The 20,364-nt window shown below is 47.7% G+C and carries 17 protein-coding genes; 6 read left to right on the plus strand and 11 right to left on the minus strand.

Annotation, left to right across the window (positions count from 1 at the left end; genetic code table 11):
• Positions 1-416: 416 nt before the first annotated feature.
• Entirely contained in the window at positions 417-794 is a 378-nt protein-coding gene (locus ACOJUO_RS15120; RefSeq protein WP_422140072.1) for a hemerythrin domain-containing protein, read from the plus strand.
• Between the two features lie 101 nt (positions 795-895).
• Here ACOJUO_RS15120 and ACOJUO_RS15125 read toward each other — a convergent pair whose 3' ends face one another.
• From ACOJUO_RS15125 to ACOJUO_RS15155, 7 genes are all read right to left on the minus strand, one after another.
• The gene (locus ACOJUO_RS15125; RefSeq protein ID WP_422137401.1) at positions 896-2,854 is read right to left on the minus strand and encodes an acetoacetate--CoA ligase; all 1,959 of its coding nucleotides are present in this window, start codon (positions 2,852-2,854) and stop codon (positions 896-898) included.
• Positions 2,851-3,762: a hydroxymethylglutaryl-CoA lyase gene (locus ACOJUO_RS15130; RefSeq protein WP_422137402.1), complete on the minus strand. Its 912-nt coding sequence runs from the start codon at positions 3,760-3,762 to the stop codon at positions 2,851-2,853. Before ACOJUO_RS15130 ends, ACOJUO_RS15125 begins: the two co-directional genes overlap by 4 nt.
• Positions 3,752-5,803 carry an acetyl/propionyl/methylcrotonyl-CoA carboxylase subunit alpha gene (locus ACOJUO_RS15135; protein ID WP_422137403.1) on the minus strand — a complete coding sequence of 684 codons (2,052 nt, stop codon included), beginning with the start codon at positions 5,801-5,803 and terminating at the stop codon, positions 3,752-3,754. Before ACOJUO_RS15135 ends, ACOJUO_RS15130 begins: the two co-directional genes overlap by 11 nt.
• Positions 5,800-6,585, minus strand: a complete 786-nt coding sequence (locus ACOJUO_RS15140; RefSeq protein ID WP_422137404.1) for an enoyl-CoA hydratase-related protein — start codon at positions 6,583-6,585, stop codon at positions 5,800-5,802. Before ACOJUO_RS15140 ends, ACOJUO_RS15135 begins: the two co-directional genes overlap by 4 nt.
• A 17-nt stretch (positions 6,586-6,602) precedes the next feature.
• Positions 6,603-8,210, minus strand: a complete 1,608-nt coding sequence (locus tag ACOJUO_RS15145; protein ID WP_422132862.1) for a carboxyl transferase domain-containing protein — start codon at positions 8,208-8,210, stop codon at positions 6,603-6,605.
• 161 nt (positions 8,211-8,371) lie between these two features.
• Positions 8,372-9,535, minus strand: a complete 1,164-nt coding sequence (locus ACOJUO_RS15150) for an isovaleryl-CoA dehydrogenase (RefSeq protein WP_422137405.1) — start codon at positions 9,533-9,535, stop codon at positions 8,372-8,374.
• Between the two features lie 275 nt (positions 9,536-9,810).
• Positions 9,811-11,385: an F-box/WD repeat-containing protein gene (locus tag ACOJUO_RS15155; RefSeq protein ID WP_422137406.1), complete on the minus strand. Its 1,575-nt coding sequence runs from the start codon at positions 11,383-11,385 to the stop codon at positions 9,811-9,813.
• Positions 11,386-12,073: 688 nt separating this feature from the next.
• Between ACOJUO_RS15155 and ACOJUO_RS15160 the strand changes: the two genes are divergently transcribed.
• From ACOJUO_RS15160 to ACOJUO_RS15170, 3 genes are all read left to right on the plus strand, one after another.
• Complete coding sequence (locus ACOJUO_RS15160; protein WP_422132865.1) at positions 12,074-12,736, plus strand: TetR family transcriptional regulator; 663 nt, start codon at positions 12,074-12,076, stop codon at positions 12,734-12,736.
• Positions 12,737-12,863: 127 nt separating this feature from the next.
• A complete protein-coding gene (locus ACOJUO_RS15165) occupies positions 12,864-13,151 on the plus strand; it encodes a helix-turn-helix domain-containing protein (RefSeq protein WP_422137080.1) in 288 nt (95 codons plus the stop codon).
• A complete protein-coding gene (locus ACOJUO_RS15170) occupies positions 13,081-13,347 on the plus strand; it encodes a hypothetical protein (protein WP_422137144.1) in 267 nt (88 codons plus the stop codon). Before ACOJUO_RS15165 ends, ACOJUO_RS15170 begins: the two co-directional genes overlap by 71 nt.
• 45 nt (positions 13,348-13,392) lie before the next feature.
• On the opposite strand, the gene ACOJUO_RS15175 is transcribed toward ACOJUO_RS15170, so the two are convergent.
• From ACOJUO_RS15175 to ACOJUO_RS15185, 3 genes are all read right to left on the minus strand, one after another.
• Positions 13,393-14,142 (minus strand): HAD-IIA family hydrolase, encoded by a 750-nt coding sequence (locus ACOJUO_RS15175; protein WP_422137407.1) that lies wholly within the window; start codon positions 14,140-14,142, stop codon positions 13,393-13,395.
• A gap of 150 nt (positions 14,143-14,292) precedes the next feature.
• The gene (locus ACOJUO_RS15180; RefSeq protein WP_422137408.1) at positions 14,293-15,312 is read right to left on the minus strand and encodes an acyltransferase; all 1,020 of its coding nucleotides are present in this window, start codon (positions 15,310-15,312) and stop codon (positions 14,293-14,295) included.
• A gap of 53 nt (positions 15,313-15,365) precedes the next feature.
• Positions 15,366-15,710: an antibiotic biosynthesis monooxygenase family protein gene (locus ACOJUO_RS15185; RefSeq protein WP_422137409.1), complete on the minus strand. Its 345-nt coding sequence runs from the start codon at positions 15,708-15,710 to the stop codon at positions 15,366-15,368.
• A 254-nt stretch (positions 15,711-15,964) separates the two neighbouring features.
• Between ACOJUO_RS15185 and ACOJUO_RS15190 the strand changes: the two genes are divergently transcribed.
• Together ACOJUO_RS15190 and ACOJUO_RS15195 are read left to right on the plus strand one after the other, a co-directional pair.
• Positions 15,965-16,573 carry an HNH endonuclease gene (locus tag ACOJUO_RS15190; RefSeq protein ID WP_422132869.1) on the plus strand — a complete coding sequence of 203 codons (609 nt, stop codon included), beginning with the start codon at positions 15,965-15,967 and terminating at the stop codon, positions 16,571-16,573.
• A gap of 199 nt (positions 16,574-16,772) precedes the next feature.
• A complete protein-coding gene (locus ACOJUO_RS15195) occupies positions 16,773-17,072 on the plus strand; it encodes a hypothetical protein (protein WP_422137410.1) in 300 nt (99 codons plus the stop codon).
• A 64-nt stretch (positions 17,073-17,136) separates the two neighbouring features.
• Here the strand turns inward: ACOJUO_RS15195 and ACOJUO_RS15200 are convergent, their stop codons facing one another.
• Complete coding sequence (locus ACOJUO_RS15200; protein WP_422137411.1) at positions 17,137-20,019, minus strand: hypothetical protein; 2,883 nt, start codon at positions 20,017-20,019, stop codon at positions 17,137-17,139.
• Positions 20,020-20,364 lie beyond the last annotated feature (345 nt).

Here is a 20,364-nt window from a genome sequence, read left to right on the forward strand (position 1 = left end):
TGGATTACGGCTGACTGCAGTTATTCTGCGAACCTGCTCAAATGGTTGTTGAGCAGGTTGACTTGAATAGTGGCAAAATAAGGCATTGGAGCAACCCTTCGGAAATATTCTGTAAATAGAATAGATCCAGCTTTCAGAATGTGAGAGGGTTTTTATTCACTTGACTCCATAGAGGGCTGTCTATTCTCGAGCCCCGGGCTGAAATGTCTGAATGTCTTGAAGATCCCTTAAGTTTTCTTTCAGAGCTGGCATTTCATAATTAAGAAGAACAAGGGAGGGAGTGTGCTATGTCGCTGCCGATCAATAGACTTGTGAAGGATCATGAGCACCTTTTGCGGCTGCTCGATTGTTTGGATCACGCCGGATACAAAGATGACAGTCAGCGTACACCCAAAGTCTGACTGATCCTCGATGTTCTGGATTACCTGCATAATTATCCGGACAGCTTCCATCACCCACTGAAATCCCGATTGCTATCCCGTCTCCGTCCGAGACTGACTGATGCCAGCCAGCGCAATCTTATGGCAGAAGTAGAGGCTGAACATAAAGAAATACGTCAGTTAACCACCAGTTTGATAGAGCGCTTCAATGCTCTGGCTATGGATCAGGTTATCCCGGTCAATCAGCTGTTGGCGGAATATCAAAAATACGTTGAGTTGCAAAGGGCTCACATAAAGAAAGAAAACAGGGTTTTAATCCCGGCGATAAAAGCGATTCTGACGGAGGAAGACCTTAAGCAGGTAAGTGAGGCTTTGAAAGAGACTCCAGATCCTCTTTTTGGAACCCATACTTGAGAATCCTACGAAAATCTGTATCAGTTTGTGGTGGGCGCTCCTGTCGATCGGGAGGTTTCCAAAGCGCATTGACAAACTGCTGCCTCAAGGGCGACAACCCCTTAATCCTGAAGTTCTGGTCGCTTTCGGAAATACTCTAAAGCTTCCGGGTTCGCCAGGGCTTCGACATTGGCAACTGGTTTGTCATGGACAACATCCCTAACGGCCAGCTCAACAATCTTGCCATTGATGGTCCTGGGAATATCCGGTGTCTGTAGTACAACCGCAGGCACATGACGGGGCGTTGTATTGTCTCGAATGGCCTTTTTAATTTCGTGGATAAGTTCGTCATCCAGTGTGGCACCATCTCGTAACTTAACAAACAGAACAACCCTGATATCGCCTTTCCACTCCTGACCAATGGCAATGCTCTCAAGCACCTGCTCTACCCTTTCAACCTGTCGGTAAATTTCCGCAGTCCCGATTCTTACGCCACCCGGATTCAGGACAGCATCTGCCCGACCGTGAATGATCACCCCCTTATTTTCTGTCAGCTCACCAAAGTCTCCATGGGCCCAGACACCCGGGAACTGGCTGAAATAGGCTTTGTGATAGTTTTTATTTTCGGGATCATTCCAGAATCCATTGGGCATGGATGGAAAACTGCTCTGACAGGTCAGTTCACCCTTCTCTTCCAACAGAGGCTTGCCTTCAGGGCTGACAAACTGAACGTCCATTCCCAGTCCGCGGCACTGAATCTCCCCTTTATTAACTGGTAAGGCAGGGCAGCCCAGAGCAAAGCAGGAGATGATATCGGTGCCACCAGAAATAGAAGACAGGCACAGATCTTTTTTGATGTGCCGGTATACGTAATCAAAGCTCTCGTGAAGCAGAGGAGAGCCCGTAGACAGAATAGTCTTCAGCCTTGGTAAAGAGTGAGATTCAGCAGGCTTAACCCCGGCTTTTTCCAATGCCGCAATGTATTTTGCACTGGTGCCAAAAACAGTGATGCCTTCTTCTTCCGCCATATCTATAAGACTTCGCGGTTCGGGATAGAAAGGGGAACCATCATAAAGAACGACAGTGGCACCCAAAGCAAGAGAGGAAACCAGCCAGTTCCACATCATCCAGCCGCAAGTAGAGAAGTAGAAGATAATGTCTTCGGGTTTTAAATTCGTGTGTAAAGACAATTCCTTCAGGTGTTGCAGAAGGGTTCCGCCATGTCCATGCACGATGCACTTTGGTGCTCCGGTCGTGCCTGAAGAGTACATAATGAACAGAGGATGATTAAAGTCCACCGCTACAAACTCAGGTGTATCAATGTCTTGAATAATAAAATCGTCGTATAAGACCGATGAGGTTCGGGAACTGATATCGGCATCACCGCTCAGGAATGGCACAATGACGGTTTGTTCGATAGAAGGGATCTGTGCCTGAAGGGATTGAACCTTTTCCAGACACTGAATCGGCTTACCATTATAAAAATAGCCATCAATACTGAGCAGTACTTTTGGTGTGATTTGCCCAAAACGGTCCAGAACGCCCTGAATACCGAAGTCTGGCGAACAGGACGACCAGATAGCTCCCAGGGCGGTAGTAGCCAGCATCATGATCAGGGTTTCAGGGCAGTTGGGCATAAAAGCTGCAACTCTGTCTCCTTTGCTGACCCCTGCCGCTTTCAGTCCTGCCTGAGCTGCCGCGACCGCTTTAGTCAGTTCGCCACAACTCAAGGTGGTACGGTGGCTGTCTTCGCGTCTGAAAACCAGCGCATCTTTTGTAGCCTTCTCAGCATCTTTGCCATGTCGCAGCATGTGTTCTGCATAGTTGAGAGTCGAGTCCGGGAACCACTCTGCTCCCGGCATTTGATCATGGTTGCAGATGGCAGAGGGTGGGGAGTGAAAGTGAATATCGACAAATTTTGCCAGGTTTTCCCAGAAAGCATAGCGATCACTGACACTCCAGTCATAGAGGGAGTGGTAGTCAGTCAGCTGCTGAACGGTACTGTCATTGACAGACTGAATGAATGTATGAAGATTTGATGTTTGAATCCGGTTCTCGTCAGGTGTCCAGAGCTGCGTCATATGCGATCCTGTTTTATTTTTTTTAAAGCCAGTCCAGTGTTCGAGTGAGAACGAATACCCAGTTGATGACAGATGAAGGCAGCGGCCTCCAAAAGCTTGTCCATCCGCACGCCGGTTTTGATGTTCAGACCTTCCATTAGATAGAGCACATCTTCGGTCGCAACATTGCCAGAGGCCCCCGGTGCATAGGGGCAGCCGCCCAGACCTGCAACCGCCGAATCCACAACCGCCAGACCTTCCTCAAGGGATGCGTAAATATTGGCTAATGCCTGTCCATAAGTATTGTGATAGTGAGCAGCAAGGTGTTTGATAGACACTTCACGACAACAGGCTTCCAGAACTCTTTTAACCCGAAGAGGTGTTCCTGTACCCAGGGTATCTCCAAGGGATACTTCGTAACATCCCATTTGATAGAGCGCTTTGGTCACTTCAGCCACTTGCCGGGGTGAGGTTGCGCCATCATAAGGACAACTGATAATGCAAGAAACATAGCCTCTGACAAGCATATTATTCTCTCTGGCCAACTCCATAACCGGTTCAAAACGTTTAAGGCTCTCGGCAATGGAGCAGTTAATATTTTTCTGACTGAAACCTTCGGAAGCTGAGGCAAACACTGCGGCCTCGTCCGCTCCTGCCTTCAGGGCATCTTCCATCCCCCTGAGGTTGGGGGTCAAAGCCGTGTAAACAACGTTACTTTGTCGCTTAATGGTCTGGAATACCTGATCCGAGCCCGCCATCTGGGGAACATAGTTGGAGGAAACGAAACTGCCGGTTTCAATGTGCTCAAGACCAGACTGAGACAGTAAGTTGACCAGTTCTACCCGGGTTTCTGAAGACGCTGGCGTTGGCAGATTCTGCAGCCCGTCACGGGGTCCAACTTCAACAATGCGGACAGATTCAGGCAGCATTTTCGTTTTCCTTTGTACCCTTGCTCAAGGCTTCCTGAAAACTCATGAGTGAAGAACCAGCGTCCACTCGGTCGCCTTCCTTGTAAAAGATCGACTCAATCATTCCGCCGCAGGGAGCATGAATGGTATGTTCCATTTTCATGGCTTCCATAACCATTAAAGGGGCTCCGGCATTGACCTGCTGTCCCTCTGAGACCATGACAGAGCTGACGGTTCCGTTCATTGGTGCTGACATGGCTTCAGAATCATCGTGAGCGGTCAGGCATTGTCCTGAAAGACACAGCTCGACACTGAAGTGCGGGAAGAATATTTTCAGTCTGGCTTCCGGTAGGGGAAGCACACGACATTGTGATGTTAATTGTGTCGAAGAGAACTCTGTGTGATCGCCAATCAACAGTTGTCCCGACAAACAACCAGACTCTGCCTCATACCAGTGGATATCAGCCTGACAATAGCCATCAGGCAGACTCACCCTGAATCCTTCAGACACTTTTTCCAGTGAAATCAGATAGGGTTGTTGGTTCAGAAAGAGAGTCATTAGAGACGGTGCTGAAGCAGCCGGTAACGACCCCTCGTATTGAGATTGATGGAATTGATAAAGGGCTCCTGCAATCAACGACATTCTTAGTTGATCATGATCCAGCTCTATCTGAGGTGGATGTTGATCAATAAAATGTGTGGATAATCCAGCTTCTCTGAAAGCGGGCTCATTGATCAGATGCAGCAGAAAATCACGGTTATCACTTAAGCCAGCCTGTTGATAGTCAGACAAAGCCCGGGACATTTTATCAATAGCAGATTCACGATTTTCAGCCCAGACTACCAGTTTTGCCAGCATCGGATCATAGTGACTGGAAATATATTCTCCCTGTCGTATACCTGTATCGATGCGGACGTGATCTACTGCCTGAGGCCATTGCAAGTTCATGATTTTCCCTGAAGAGGGTAAAAAATCATGATCGGGGCTTTCGGCATAAATGCGAGCTTCAAAGGCATGACCATGACATTGCAGCTGATCCTGAGTCAGAGGTAAGGATGCACCTGCGGCAATAGCCAGTTGCCATTCAACCAGATCCTGTCCGGTAATTGCCTCAGTGACCGGATGCTCGACCTGAAGTCGTGTATTCATTTCCATAAAGTAGAAACGTTCACCGTCGACCAGGAACTCAACCGTACCGGCTCCGCGATACTGTATCGCCTTACCCGCTGAGACTGCTGCCTCTCCCATACTTTTTCGCATGGCATCGGAAAGATCAGGTGCGGGGGCTTCTTCGATGACTTTCTGATGACGTCGCTGCAAGGAGCAGTCACGATCGAAGAGATAAACACCTTCATTGTTATGATCGAAAAAGATCTGAACTTCTACATGGCGAGGTTGGGTGATATACGACTCCAGAAGTAAGTGGTCATCGGCAAAACTTTTCAGGGCCTCTCTTCGGGCCGCCTGAAGGCCTTCCTGTAACTGGTCGTGATGCTCAATAATTCTCATGCCCTTGCCGCCGCCACCCAGGGCGGCTTTGACCATCAGGGGGTAACCGATGCGCTCCGCCTCCAGGTTCAGGGTTTCATCAGACTGATCGTAACCGTGGTAACCGGGACAAATAGGAACACCGGCTTTTTCCATCAGGGTTTTGGCTTCACTTTTTGAACCCATTGCTCTGATGGCTTCGTGCCCGGGTCCAATGAAGTGAATACCGGCGTCATGACAGGCGAGGGCAAAGTCGGCATTCTCAGACAGAAACCCATAGCCGGGATGTACTGCCTGGGCACCGGATTGTTTTGCTACTTCAATCAGTTTGTCGCTGCACAGGTAGCTTTTCTGTGCAGGTGAAGGGCCAATATAATAAGCCTCATCGGCCAGGGTTTTGTGAAGGGCCTGGTAATCCGCATCAGAGTAGACTGCGACTGTTCTGACTCCCAGTTTTCTGGCGGTTCTTATTACCCTGCAGGCGATTTCACCCCGGTTGGCAATGAGGATTTTATGGAAATGCTTTACATTCTGGAGACTGTTGTCCGAGTTCATGGCTGTGTTCTTGCTCATGGCTGTCTCCATGAAGGTTTGCGTTTTTCAAGGAATGATGCCAGACCTTCCTGACCTTCCGGAGAAACTCTGATCCGGGCTATCTCCCGGCAAGCCAGTTCAACAAATTCATCATCAATGGGCCTGTTATGAACACTGTGCAGCATGCTTTTTGCCAGTCGGGTCGCTGCCGGAGCATTCCCCAGAAGCTGTTGGGTCAGTTCATCGGCTTTGGCATCAAGTTCTGATTCAGGCGCCAGTTCATGCAGCAATTCCAACTCAAGTGCTTTTTCTCCGGAAAAGACTTCCGCACTGAGGAAGTAACGACGAGCTTGACGGGTGCCAATGGCCTGGACAACGTATGCGCTGATGACGGCTGGAATCAGGCCAATCCTGACCTCACTCAGGCTGAATCGGGTGTTGTCAGCGCCAACTGCGATATCACAGGCACAAATCAGTCCTATGGCACCACCGAATGCAGCACCCTGAACCACCGCCATAGTTGGTGCAGGAAAGTGATTCAGGGTGTAGAGCAGTTCTGATAGTGTGCGTGCGTCGTCGTAGTTTTCCTGCTCACTGAGATGAATGGCGTTCTTCATCCAGTTAAGGTCACCTCCGGCAGAAAAATGTTTGCCGGAGCCCCTCAGTTGCAGGAGTCGAGTCTCTTCGCCAGACAGCTGTTTCAGGGCATCAATCAGTTCGCTGATCAGTTCGGCATTAAAGGCATTACCCACTTCCGGACGATTCATGGTAATGGTGGCAACACCATTGCCGCTGGTTTCGATAATGAGAGAGTTGCTCATGGTATTACTTCCCTGGCTCACATTCTGAACACGCCGAAGCGAGTCTCTTCAATGGGCGCATTGAGGGTTGCAGAAAGGCTCTGTCCCAGAATGTCACGGGTATTGACGGGGTCAATAATGCCGTCGTCCCAGAGCCGGGCACTGGCATAAATCGGGTTGCCCTTTTGGTCATAGGTTTCGATGACCGGTGTTTTTATGGCGGCCTCTTCGTCAGCAGAAAGAGTTTTTCCTTTTCGGGCCAGGCTGTCTTTTTTAACCTGGGCCAGAACTTCGGCGGCCTGTTCACCGCCCATGACCGAAATTCTTGCATTGGGCCAGGTCCATAGAAATCTTGGATCATAAGCCCGGCCACACATACCGTAGTTGCCAGCACCAAAACTGCCGCCAATGATGACGGTGAGCTTTGGCACGGTTGCACAGGCTACTGCATTCACCATTTTGGCGCCGTCTTTCGCTATGCCTCCAGCTTCATATTTTGAACCCACCATAAAGCCTGTGATGTTTTGCAGGAAAATCAAAGGTATACGTCTTTGACAGCATAATTCAATAAAGTGAGCCCCTTTTTGGGCTGATTCCGAGAAAAGAACACCGTTGTTAGCCAAAATACCGACCGGGTGACCATGAATTCTGGCAAAGCCGCAGACCAGAGTGTTGCCATAGCGGGCCTTGAATTCATCAAATTCGGAGCCATCGACGATTCGGGCAATGACTTCTCGAACGTCATAATTCTGTTTCAGATCAGAAGGGATAAGGCCATAGAGCTCGCCAGGATCATAGACTGGAGGAACAGGCTTTTCTAATGCAACGGAGTGTTTTTTCTTTTTGTTCAATCTGCCAATGGCGTGTCTCACAAGTTCAAGCGCATGGGCATCATTTTCGGCCATGTGGTCAGCCACCCCGGATTGTTCACAATGAACTCTGGCTCCACCCAGTTCTTCTGCCGTGACCTCTTCACCGGTAGCGGCTTTGACCAGCGGTGGTCCTGCCAGAAAAATGGTGCCCTGATTTCTGACGATAATGGTTTCGTCTGCCATAGCCGGCACATAGGCTCCTCCCGCCGTACAGGAGCCCATAACCGCTGCAATCTGGGGGATTCCTTTGGCAGACATATTGGCCTGGTTAAAGAAGATGCGACCGAAGTGTTCTCTGTCTGGAAATACTTCATCCTGATAGGGAAGGTTGGCCCCTCCGGAATCCACCAGGTAAATGCAGGGAAGATGATTTTGTTCAGCTATGGTTTGGGCGCGCAGGTGCTTTTTTACTGTAAGCGGGAAGTAGCTGCCGCCTTTCACAGTAGCATCGTTGGCCAGGATCATACATTCGATGCCAGCAACAAAACCTATACCTGCAACAACACCGGCGCAGGGAGCGTCATTATCATAGATGTCTGTGGCAGCAAAACGGCCTATTTCAAGAAAGGGAGAATTGGGATCAAGCAACTGGGCAATACGATCCCTGGCTAATAGTTTACCTCGGGCAATATGGTTTTCTCTGGATCTTTGACTGCCGCCCCGGGCAATGGTCTCAAAGCGTGTATTGATCTGGTCTACCAGGGCCTGCATATGTCGCCGGTTCTTGTGGAATTCGGGACTGTCGGGTGCCACTTTTGAAGATAATACGGGCATATTGATCGCCTCTGATGAAGCCGTTTCGTTTGCACATAGTCTTGCAGCGTTGCGATAGAGGTCAGATCACATCCAGCATGCCAAGGCCATGGCTGTTTGAGAGCTTATTATTCTTGTTATGGCAGCATGGTTCCCTGAAGGGGCAATACTGCGTGTCGCTGTTAGCATGACTCCTGGAACAGCTCCCTGCCAATCAGCATACGACGGATTTCTGATGTACCAGCACCTATCTCATAAAGTTTGGCGTCTCTGAGCAGGCGACCTGTCGGGTATTCATTGATGTAGCCATTGCCTCCCAGAATCTGAATGGCGTCCAGTGCCATCTGAGTAGCTCGCTCAGCACAATAAAGAATGACACCGGCTGCGTCTTTTCGGGTACTTTCACCACGATCGCAGGCTGCTGCAACCGCATAAAGGTAAGCTTTACTGGCATTCATCTGGCTGTACATGTCAGCCACTTTGCTCTGAATCAACTGAAATTCACCAATGGATTTGCCAAACTGTTTACGATCGTGGATGTAGGGGATCACGATATCCATACAGGCTTGCATAATGCCGGTCGGGCCACCGGACAGAACGACCCTTTCATAGTCCAGACCACTCATGAGTACAGCTACCCCTTCATTGACGTTGCCCAGTACATTTTCTGCAGGCACTTCGCAATCTTCAAACACCAGCTCACAGGTGTTCGAGCCTCTCATGCCCAGTTTGTCCAGTTTTTGAGCGCGAGAGAAACCCCTGGAGTCTCGTTCAACGATGAATGCGGTGATTCCCCGGGAGCCTTTTCCGGGTTCGGTTTTGGCATAAATGATGTAGGTGTGGGCATCAGGGCCATTGGTGATCCACATTTTATTGCCATTCAGAATATATCTGTCGCCTTTTTTTTCGGCTTTCAGTTTCATACTGATAACATCAGACCCTGCGTTGGGCTCGCTCATGGCCAGCGCGCCGATGTGCTCACCACTAATCAACTTGGGAAGGTATTTCCGCTTCTGTTCTAAGTTGCCGTTGCAACTGATCTGGTTTACGCACAGATTGGAGTGTGCGCCATAACTGAGTGCAACGGAGGCGGAAGCGCGGCTGATCTCTTCCATAGCGATGACATGCGCGAGATAACCCATGCCAGAACCGCCAAACTCTTCTTCTGCTGTTATACCGAGCAAACCCATCTCTCCGAACTTCTGCCAGAGGTTCATGGGGAACTGGTTGCTCCTGTCGATTTCCTGTGCAAGCGGAGCAATTTCATGATCGCAAAACTGCCTGACCTGCTCTCTCAGCAGATCATTGGTTTCACCCAGATTGAAGTTGAATGTCAGGTAACTCATTGAAAGCATCTTTGTTTAAATTGTTCTTAGACTATAGGCATTGATTGGCTAAAGCATTTCAATTTGTGGCTACAGTCCCGAAGATCTTTCTGTACATCCATCTAAACGTCAGTTATCGGATAAATAACTTCAGAATATAATCTTAGTGTTCCACTTCTTGGAGTCAACGTAAATGCTTATTGTTGAAAGTTGAATACAGGGATTAAGGTGGGACCCGGATTTTTTGCCCATTCCAGCAGACGTTCTTATGTCCACCCATTTTGCTTGCAATGTCCTTAAGGCACATGTAATTGGTCTTTCCTTTGCAGTTCAGTGATTCTCAGCTGATGAGATGCATTGATGGTCAACACATGTCGGCCATCGCTGCTGATGGTGGCTAACACGATCCTCGACTTGCGCCGAATAGTGGCTTTTTTGACCCAGGACCCATCGCCTCCGAGACCATAAATTTGAGCCTCTTTGTCTTTGTTGGCGATCGTCAATACATGGCAACCATCGGCACTAAAGGTGGCTGATCGGACCCAGCCCTTGTGGGTAATGGTGGTTTTTTTTACCCATGATCCGGGCGCCTTCTGGCCATAGATTGTCGCCGTGTGATCATCACTGGCGGTCACTAGATGACGGCCATCGGCGCTGAAGTCAGCTGATGTGACTGCCCCCTGTTGTTCAATGGTGGCTTCTTCTTCCCATGATCCGGGCGCCTTCCGGACATAGATTTTCGCCTTGCGATCAGCGCTGGCAGTCACCACACGGTTGCTATCGCTACTGAAGTTGGCTGAGTAGACCTTATCACGATGAGAAATCGTGGTTATTGCTTTCCATGATCCATCGTCCAGCAGGTCATAGATTTTTGCCGTACCATCCACGCTGGCGGTTGCCAGATGGTGGCCATCCGTGCTGAAGGTGGCAGAGCGGACATTATCCTCATGGTGAATGGCGGTTTTTACTTTCCATGATCCATCCTCTTCCTGACCATAGATTGTTATGGTGTTATCTGAATCGATAACTAACAGATGTCCGCCATCGAAGCTTAAACTGGCTGACACGATCGAACCATTATGGTTAATAGTGGCTTTTTGTTCCCAGGATCCATAGGTCTCCTGTCCATTGATTTTCACCACTCCATCCGAACTGGCGGTCATTACAAGGTGATCATCGGCGCTGAAGGTGGCAGAGAGGACAACACCTTTATGGCGAATAGTGACTATTTCTTGCCATGATCCATCGTCACCCTGACCACAGATTTTCGCTTTGCCATCATGAATACCGGCGCTCACCACATGACGACTATCGTGACTGAAGATGGCGAATCTGAGCCAGCAGTCATGGGGGATTTTGGCTTCTTGTACCCATGACCCATTGATCTTCTGGCCATAGATTATCGCCTTTTTATCCATACCGGTGCTCACCAGATGGTAGCCATCGGCGCTGAAGGTAGCCTTGCAGATTGTATTACTATGGCTAAATTTGTTTTTTTCCACTAATTCAAATTTTTCACATTGAGACATCAGTTTACTGTTGGTGAAAAGAAGGTCGGCAGGAAAATGAGTCATATTTCGTTGTTCTATAAGTGACTTGATGGTGTCCTCATATGCGAACGGCTGCAGCCAATGACGGAGTTTTTCCTCATCTTTTTTTGTCGTAGCAATGGTATTGAGTTGATATTGGTGTGGTGAAGGAAACCGGCGATACCAGGCTCTTTCCACAGTCTTATTTGTTTTAATAAATGTGTGAAAATGTTTGCATACCATTGCTAAACCGGTGACCTCTCGAAAATTTAAATGGCCAATAATCATCAATGTTGGTATGCGGGGCAAACTGAGGAATAAAGATTCATTTTTGTCACACACAGTGACGTTCCTACCTGCACTTATACCCCTTGGCGCTTCCTCTGATCGGGATTGCTTAAGTGTATGTGAGAGTGAATCGTTAATGCTGGGATTTCTTTCTACAGGGGAAAACATGTCTGGTTACTCCGCAGTCAGTTTGTATTCTCTCCTTGAGAGGCTTTTCAAAATTGATTAATGAAGGTTGGAAACGGTTTTAGAATGAAAGTTCATAACATTAAGGTAAGTGAAGCTAACTAAATTGCGAATAAGTCCCTCTAATCTACAATAATCTCTTCCAAACCAGGGAGCTGGCTTGGCTGTCCTTCACCCTGCCCATAGCATTCAGGAGAACACAGGCTGACAAGGAACACCCTCTTCGGGACAGGGAGAATGGAAGCCATTTTTTAACCGGTGCAGCGGAATTAAGACTTCAGCTCTCACTGGGGTTCGCCCTCAAAGACTACAGGTGTTAAGCTTGCGTTCAATTTAAGAAGCTTTAAATACTGCTATTAAACGGCATTGAACAGGAAGTGCTGCCAGTGTCTCATCATTGAGAACGGCAAAAGGGTTTTATGATCGGCATTTCTCTGCCAGACAACGTAGGCGGTCTACGACAGCGGGCAGCCTTTATAACTGAGTTGGCTCGTTCTTTTTGAATGATATTAAAGTGAGTAATTAAGCTAGATAGCTTAACCTTTGTGGCAACACTATGAATGCAATTATACGTCTGACAGACGCTAAGGAAGCACTGATAAGAGCAGCGGAAAAGCTGATAGCCGAAAGAGGGCTCGATGCTGTTTCGGATCGTGAAATAGCCAGAGCTGCAGGACAGAAGAATAACTCTGCTGTTCAGTACCATTTTGGTGACCGGGCCGGATTGATTAATGCAATTCTGGATTTCCGGATGATCCCTCTCAACCAAAAACGTCACGAGATGCTGGATGAACTCCTTAACCGCAAGGAACCTCCAACAACCAGAGATTTAGTTAAGGTTCTATTGCTTCCCTACATGGAAAACCTTACAGGCTCAAGAGAAGATAGCTCCTATACCAGTCTGGTCAGTCAGCTGTTCCAGCGTGGCAATCAACAGATCGTTGCCATGGATACCCCCAGAAGCAGCTCTCTGGTTCGTATGACTGAAGCATTTGCTACCACCTTGCCACACTTGAGTGTCAAAGAGCGCCATGCCCGGCTCACTTTCCTGGGTTCCATGGTCGTTCACACGGTAGCTCGCTGGGATCAGCAGTGCCGTCTGGACCCTGAGACCTGGACACCGGAACATATTGTTCAGCAGACCCGGTTCCTCATTGAGTTTCTGGCAGGCGGGATGGATCAGGATGCTCTGCAGAGAGAGCCGAAATCAAGGCTCTGAGTTTCCCGTTTGGAAAGATGCTTCCTCAGAAGTTAAACAGGATTTTTCAAACTAAAAATGAATGTATATAAGTTCATAATGTGAACCTATGTCATAGTGAATGTATATGCATTCATAATTGATGAAAATGAATACTATTGGACAGCAATGTCGAGATCGCCGAAAAGCCAGGGATTGGAATCAGACCGAGGCTGCTAAACAGGCTAAAACCACCCGAAGTGTTATCTCAGCCATAGAAAACGATCGATATCGGGGAGCTTTGTGGGCTCTGAACAATTATCTTGGGTTGCTGGGCCTGGAGCTGACGGTTAAAGATGCTGAAAGACCCACATGGGATGATCTTGATGAGTTATTTAAATATGAATATTTCAGATCAAGACAAACTGGTGAGATTTGGCAAAGGTATTGGTGTTAAAAATCCTTCAAAACGATTGGAAGAGATGGCGGGCATTGCCAGAGATTATATTAACGGCTTTGACCGGTGGGAGTCGTTTCCAGAACTCAGAACTGCCTTGGAGAAGTCCATTGCCAGAGCTATGTCGGTAGCCGGCTCTGGCGTTAGATACAACGTCAAAAGGACTAAAAAGAGAAAGACTGATCGTTATCTGTGAGGCAGGCATTCAGATCACTCAAATTCTGTCTGAGATTAAACCGGCTCAGATAATATCAATATCCGCTACACAATCGAAAATATGGTTGGGCTTGTAAGGAACCTGATCGATATCGGCAAGGCGGGACACACCGGATAAAACCAGAATGGTTTCAAGGCCCGCCTGAAAGCCTGCAAGAATATCAGTGCGCAGGTTGTCACCCACAATAACAGTGTTGTCTGAGTGTGACCCCATCCTGTTCAGGGCGGCACGGATAATCCAGGCACTGGGTTTACCTACGTAGAATGGCTTTTTGCCCGTAATCCGCTCAATAGGAGCACAGAGTGCGCCGCAGGCCGGAGACATATTGGGACCGTGGGTATCAGGGTTTGTGGCAATAAAGCGTGCCCCTTCAGAGACAAATCGGGCACCGGTGTGGATCATGTTCCAGTTATAGTTCCTGGTTTCACCCACGACGACAAAGTCCGGATTGATATCGGTAATGGTAAAGCCTGCCTTATACAGTTCGTGAATCAGGGCACCTTCGCCAATAACATAAGCTTTCTGACCTTCCTGTCGTTTAAGGAATTCTGCGGTGGCCATGGCGGAAGTGAAAAAGCAACTTTCCGGGATAGTGATACCAGCAGAAGCAAAGCGGTTTTGCAGATCTTTTTCGGTCTGGGAGGGGTAGTTGGTCAGCATGATCAGAGAGATGTCCCGCTCCTGCATGCTATGAATGAAATCATCAGCGCCAGGAATCAGGGTGTTGTCATGCAGAATTACGCCGTCAATGTCACAAATCATGCTTTTAGACATAATGCTACCTGATCAGTTTGGACAGTTAGAAGGGCATTATAAGGTGCTTGAAAGCCAGATAGCCAGATAGCTTTTCAGCGGGGAGTTTTACCTCCCCGTTATCGAATAGAATCTGGTCTCTTGCCCGCTACTTTTGCGACATTCTTTAGATCAGGGAACCATCCAGTGGGTTAAACGACTTCGACTGAGTAGCCAGACGAAAGCGGTACTGGCCAGTAAGGTCACAACAGTCCAGAAAGGAATCATGATAATGGCGCTGGCTGGGTAGAGGTCGTAGGCTCTGACGGGCCAGAGCAGAAGAGGATGTACCAGATAGATGCCCAGACTGTAACGGCTGAACATGGAAATAATGTTTTTGCTTCTACCCTGAATCCTGTCGCCATAGTGCTTGGCAAGACAGAAGACCATGGTCGCCACAAGAACGGTATTAATGGTTTTATAGGAGTTAAATCGACCAAAGCTGTACATTCCCTTTGCGGTGCTGAGCCAGAGCACACCACCTAAAGTAAGCACCAGTCCAAGAATACCGCCAAGAATAATCAATGGTTGATGTTTGCGGGTATCATACTTTGCAAGGCAATAACCCCAGATTAAATAACCCCCGTACAGGAGAGTATTGATATGCCAGAAAGTCTCGATCCTGATCAAATAACTCAATGTCAGCCATAACCAGACCCCGGCCATAAATTTAAGCAGATCATCGGGCATGATGTGAACGGCAGGCCTTAGAAAAGGAATAACAAGATAAAGAGGAATAAAATAGTAATAGAAGCCAAGGTGGTACCAGGTGCTTTTATAGGGAAGTTCTTTCAGGGTATCAATGGCCCTGGTCCACTGGTAATCAAAAGTGGGTGAGAGTCCTGCCAGAAAGGAATAAAACACGGCCCAGAAAAGGAAGGGCACCAGAACTTTCATCACCCGTCGTCTGAGGAAGTAATCCAGGTCAAAAGGGCGTTTGTCTGATAAAAACAACATGCCGGTGATCATGATAAAAATAGGAACACACCAGCGGGAAAAACTGTTAAAAGTGACCGCTGTGAGCCAGTCCGACATCGGAATTTGCCCGTAAAGGTCACGATAGGGTCCCAATACGTGGATAATGATCACAGCTACTGCGGCCACAACACGTAATAGATCCAGATAAAACACAGGTTCTCTTTTTGATGACATTGGCCTGATTCTTCTTGCTGGGTGACCGTATATTATGAAGTTTGCTTCATAGCTTATTCAGGGGGGAAACTACTTATTAAAGTTTGGGTGTAGTGATCCACCTCTGGAAAGGGATCATAAAAGTGATGCAGTAACCGTTTCCGATCCTGATACTCTTCTGACCCTCTGAAGCCTTCAGTGTGATCTTCCAGTGTTTCCCAGTTTACCAAAAGTAGATAACGGCTATCCTTCTCCAGACGTTTTTGTAGCTGATGGTAGAAGTAACCCTTTATGCTGGCAATGGTGTCCTGTGCCTGAGCAAAGGCTCGTTCAAACCCGACCTCCTGGCCCGGTTTTACATCCAGGATGGTTACTGCCAGTATTATTACTTCGCTGTCGTTCTGTTGCAGGGGAGACAAGCTCCGTCCCTTGAAAAAAGACTATCAGAATCCGTTACGGCGTGTCTGCGTTTCCAACTCTGGTTGGGTTGTGGTTTCAGAAAGTCAGTATAGGAGTCAATTCTGATTTAAAATAAATGCAGTTCCTGCCTGTGTTTTTTGAACAAAAGTTCAATTGTTAACAAACAGTTGTCGGGAATAGGGCATTGGCAAGTGCATTTCATTTCGATAAGTTAATAAAAGAGGGTCATGGATGAAAAAACGGGAGCTGAATTATGTATATTCTGCGACTGAATGCTGCCGGACAACCGGTGGAGTGGCTGACCTGGCAGGAGACAGTCTGTCTCTACTCGAGAGACCTGATCCGCTGGAGCCTTGGTGACATCATTTATCGGGTAAGAGGTGGCTATAACCGATGGCTTGGCGCCCAGACGGTCATTGAATTACCCAGCATCATTGCTTGTGGTGGTAAACGACTCTTCCCTGCCCGCACAAATCCAGCCTTAACTAACACTTCTCTTTTTGAACGTGATAATCACCAGTGCATGTATTGTGGCAAGTTCCTGGCACGCCGGTTTTTGACCCGTGACCATATTCTGCCTACCTCAAGGGGCGGACAAGACGACTGGATGAATGTGGTGGCTGCCTGCAAGCGATGCAATCAATTCAAAAGTGATCGTTTGCTGGATGAACTGGATATGACACTGGTGGCGCTACCCTATCGACCGAATGCCGCTGAATATCTGGCTTTAGTGAATAGCCACCGGATTTTGCCGGAGCAGGCGGATTATCTCAGCAGCCAGTTTTCTAAAAACTGTCGCTGGAGTCTTGATCCGGATCGTCTGGACAAAGAGCCTGCACAACTGATTGATGACTTCATTTAATGATTCTTCTCTTTTGTTATGTCTGTCATTGTCGAAAAGCATTTTGTAGACCTACCCTCGGGCAGAGGGAAAGTAAAGTCTGTGGAGGTAATGTAAGTCCTTTGTGCCATACCCATGAAGCAGAAACCTGTGTGAAATCGTGAGAGAGTAGCACCTGTAAAGGAATCCCCTGCTGATTTCTTTGAATCAGCGGGGGAGGATGTCAATAAGTGATCCTTATGAGGTCAGAGACAATCTTGCATTTGATCCTGATTGTGAGTTCTACTCAGAGCACTTAAAGCAAACGGGGCATTTGGATAAAACACTCTACCCTGAAACTTTGCACCCAGCGGACGAGGAGAAAAAATTTCCCAGAGACTTCGATCAAGGCGATGATCAGCTTAATCTCGGGGCCGATAATGCCGTTTTACCTCTGGTCGCTCTGGTCAGGGGACTTAAGCTGCTGGCCGACAATATTTTTGCATACTCAGATCAATGCACCGGGGATGATAACAGGTAATGAAAAAATCAAAGACTATTTAGAGCGTGTCCTCTTTGCCCGTAATGTTCAGGGAAATAATGCGCTACTGGCCAACCGGGGTAAGTTTAATCTGAACGTAAACACATTCAGGAAAACCATTGATGTGACGACCTTTGTCCTGACTATACAGGGTATTAAAAAGTAAGTCTGTCAAGCATATTGGATACGGATCGGGATGAGTCATCGTATTAACATTAACCTCGTAACCACAGAGGTCACATGAGGAATCTCCTCGCATCACAAAGGGTATGTCTTCCAGCTTTTCACCTTTTCCGTTAAAAATGACGGGTAGTGCCATACGGCGATGTTCTGCTTCCGGAAATATAAGGAGAGACAGACTACCTTCAAAGGTATCAAATCTGAACTCTACAGAAAAACCATCGGAATCATCAGGATTATCGCCGATAAACTTTATAGAGTGTTTTCCCGGTTTATTTCCTTTTTTGGTTATTGATTCATAAAAAAGCTTTGAAATTTTGCAATAGTAGGTAGCTTCTCCTGGCTTCTTAAACACTGGAATCGCCTCCTCTTTATCTTGACCCCAGAGCCTAACAGGCTTCTGCTCAGTTCTGTCATAAAATAAGGCATCATCCTGATTCAGTCGTATACTGGCAAGGCAGTTTTTCCTGTGCCTGCTCATTTTCGTCAAAGCTACCTGTTGGTGGCATATTTGGCACTTAACTTTGTTATAACGGCATTTTAACAAGTGTGTCGGCATCAGGGCAGACTGATGTTGAAAAGAACAGCCATCATCTCTGTTAGGGCAGAAACCGATTTTAGAGCATTTGCTTAAATGTTCCCGTATATCCATCACATTTTGATTCAACCCTATGCGTACGTTACAAAAACGGCATTTGGCGCTTTGTTCATCAGTACTTCTGACACACTGCAAGTATGCCGAATCAAGATTTTTCTCTCTGGAATTGAAAAAAGCATACGACGGGTGATGACTGGTCACGTCTGTGTTATTCCGTCCAGAATGAACACTGGCTGACTGTTCGGGCCTGTTTTGAAGTGCCTCGAAGACCCGGGTAAATGCGCCTGCCAGTTGCAGGTGTTCGGGATCATTAATCTGCCGGCAGATATGAAGAAATTGCTCGACCCTGTCTTTATCTTCTGCCATTACAGGCACACCATAAAATAACACGCTCCCCGGAGGCATCGCCTGCTCTTCCTCTTCTTGGTTCATAGTCACTGATCGATCTTCGGATGAACCGGGGGTATGCTGCTCTTTGATATGGTTCTTTATGAATGCCAGCGGGCAACTGTGCCCACAGCCTAACGGACATTGGAACATGACAACTGCGGCAGCGTCTTCATAGTTGAATGAATGATTATGCATTTTCTCACTGCAAGTAATGCATTCTTTGATGTTTCTCACTTTTGCTTTAGTCATTTCGTCAAAACAGTCAATGCAGACACTGTGAGGAACACTCGAAGTGCAGGCTTTCGCTTCTCCGGTAATGAACTCAGTGCAAACCGGACAATACAAATGTTGCTGGTTGCCATTAAGAAAAGCGGTAGCGTATAAAGGAATGGGCGTTTCATCGCGGTTTTCCGGAGGTTGATAATCGTAAATAGCGTCAACTTTCTGCCGGTTTATCTGTGCTTGCCTCCCATCCCTTTCGGTAGACGCTGTTCCGGGTTCCCGGGTTTGTTCTGAGTAATGCATTGCATGAGCTTCAGATCGAGTCGATCTGTCATTTCCTTCATTATTCCCACCTTCAGGATTTACAGGTCTTTGAGCACCAGAACCGTTACTGGCATCACGTTCAGACCTCTCATAGGGATGAAAAGGCTTCTTGCGAACCCAGCGGTTACATTCATGCCAGCCGCCACCTGCGGGGAGCGATGGCCCGAAAATCTCCGGATACAGTGACTCAAGAAAGCTCTGGCTATAAAGACTTAACCTTAAGTGGGCTTCGAATCTGCTGATGGATAACAGCTTGCCGTTGCGCTGGATGATGTATGAAAGTTGTCCATTACTGTCCTGTACCAGAAAGGCTGTCCCGTGAATGAATGCCAGAAATCTTAATAACGGATCATCGGACAGTGCGTTCTGTATCAGCCTATTAGTCCATCTCAAGACAGACCTGACACCATCGGTATTCCTGTGAACAGACTCAGCCGCAATGAGTTGCGGCCAGTTTTCATCGGACATATCGCTGACTTTGGCCACGGCAGGAAACTCCGAAGGCGCAAGAACCAGCGATTCTTCCTGATTAAGCCTTAGCCAGATTGAATCCTGGAATAAAACCGACAGGCCGGATTCAGCATAACGGATTGACAGGGGGTAGGGGGCAGGCAGGAGATGGGTTAACGGGTTTTGTACTGCGTCAAGGTCATTGCTATCAGATCTATCCAGTCCATTACCTGCAAAAAGATGGGTGAAATTAAAGGGTGTGGGTAAATCAGAATTATTCCTCAGTGATGGTGGCAGGCTGTTTTCAGGGTCTTCCGGGTCGATGTCTGGTGGAATGTCTTGTATGGTAACACCCTGAATAACCCAGTGCTCGTGACAATGTCCCGTTGGGTCAATGTATCTTACCGCACTGGGCAGATGACGGGGCTCCAGATCCAAAGGTTCATTATTGCCTGAAGATTGCCAGATATGGCCTTCAGCCAGGGCGATTTGTAGCTTTATCTGGTGGTATTGCGGCGCAACGACTGAAACGGTGGTATCAAAAGAGCATGAAATGTTTCCGGGATGATGTGATGGCTGCGGTGGCGGATTCAGGTCAGGCAATGGGCTCTTTGCTTCGGGCATATTCCGGTAAACAGTGGCCAGCAAGGGGAACAGCGAACTTAATGACATGGGCTCAGAGAGACTATTCTCGGCCACTGCCTGGGGTATTGTTGCCACTTGAATCGCAAGACAGAAAAAAAGAAGTCCGTAAGCACCCAGTGAATAATAAGTTTTTTTCATGCCACCCTGAAATCCGTCATTCACCCTGCCAGTCAGGAATAAATTGTCTGGTCTGTGTGAACAAGTATAAAAATTATTGTTGATAGACTGTCCGTTTTGCCAATCCCATACTTTTCGTCCAATCGGTTGTCCGGCGCACCCAATCCAGAACAAATTCGATGCTGCATAGCAGGATAGACCATCAGACAGAGGGTTATTTATCTTTGGCAGGCTTCAGCTAATCAAATACGCAGAATCAGTAGCAATGACAGCTTGTTTGCACTGCTCTATGTAACATAGGTCTGGCCAACAAGCTTTTTTTAATCCGGCGATTTTTTTTGAACTTTGGTCTACTAAACGGGTCTT

Origin of the sequence: Endozoicomonas sp. ALC020, from assembly GCF_049275935.1 — a bacterium.
GTDB lineage: Bacteria > Pseudomonadota > Gammaproteobacteria > Pseudomonadales > Endozoicomonadaceae > Endozoicomonas_A.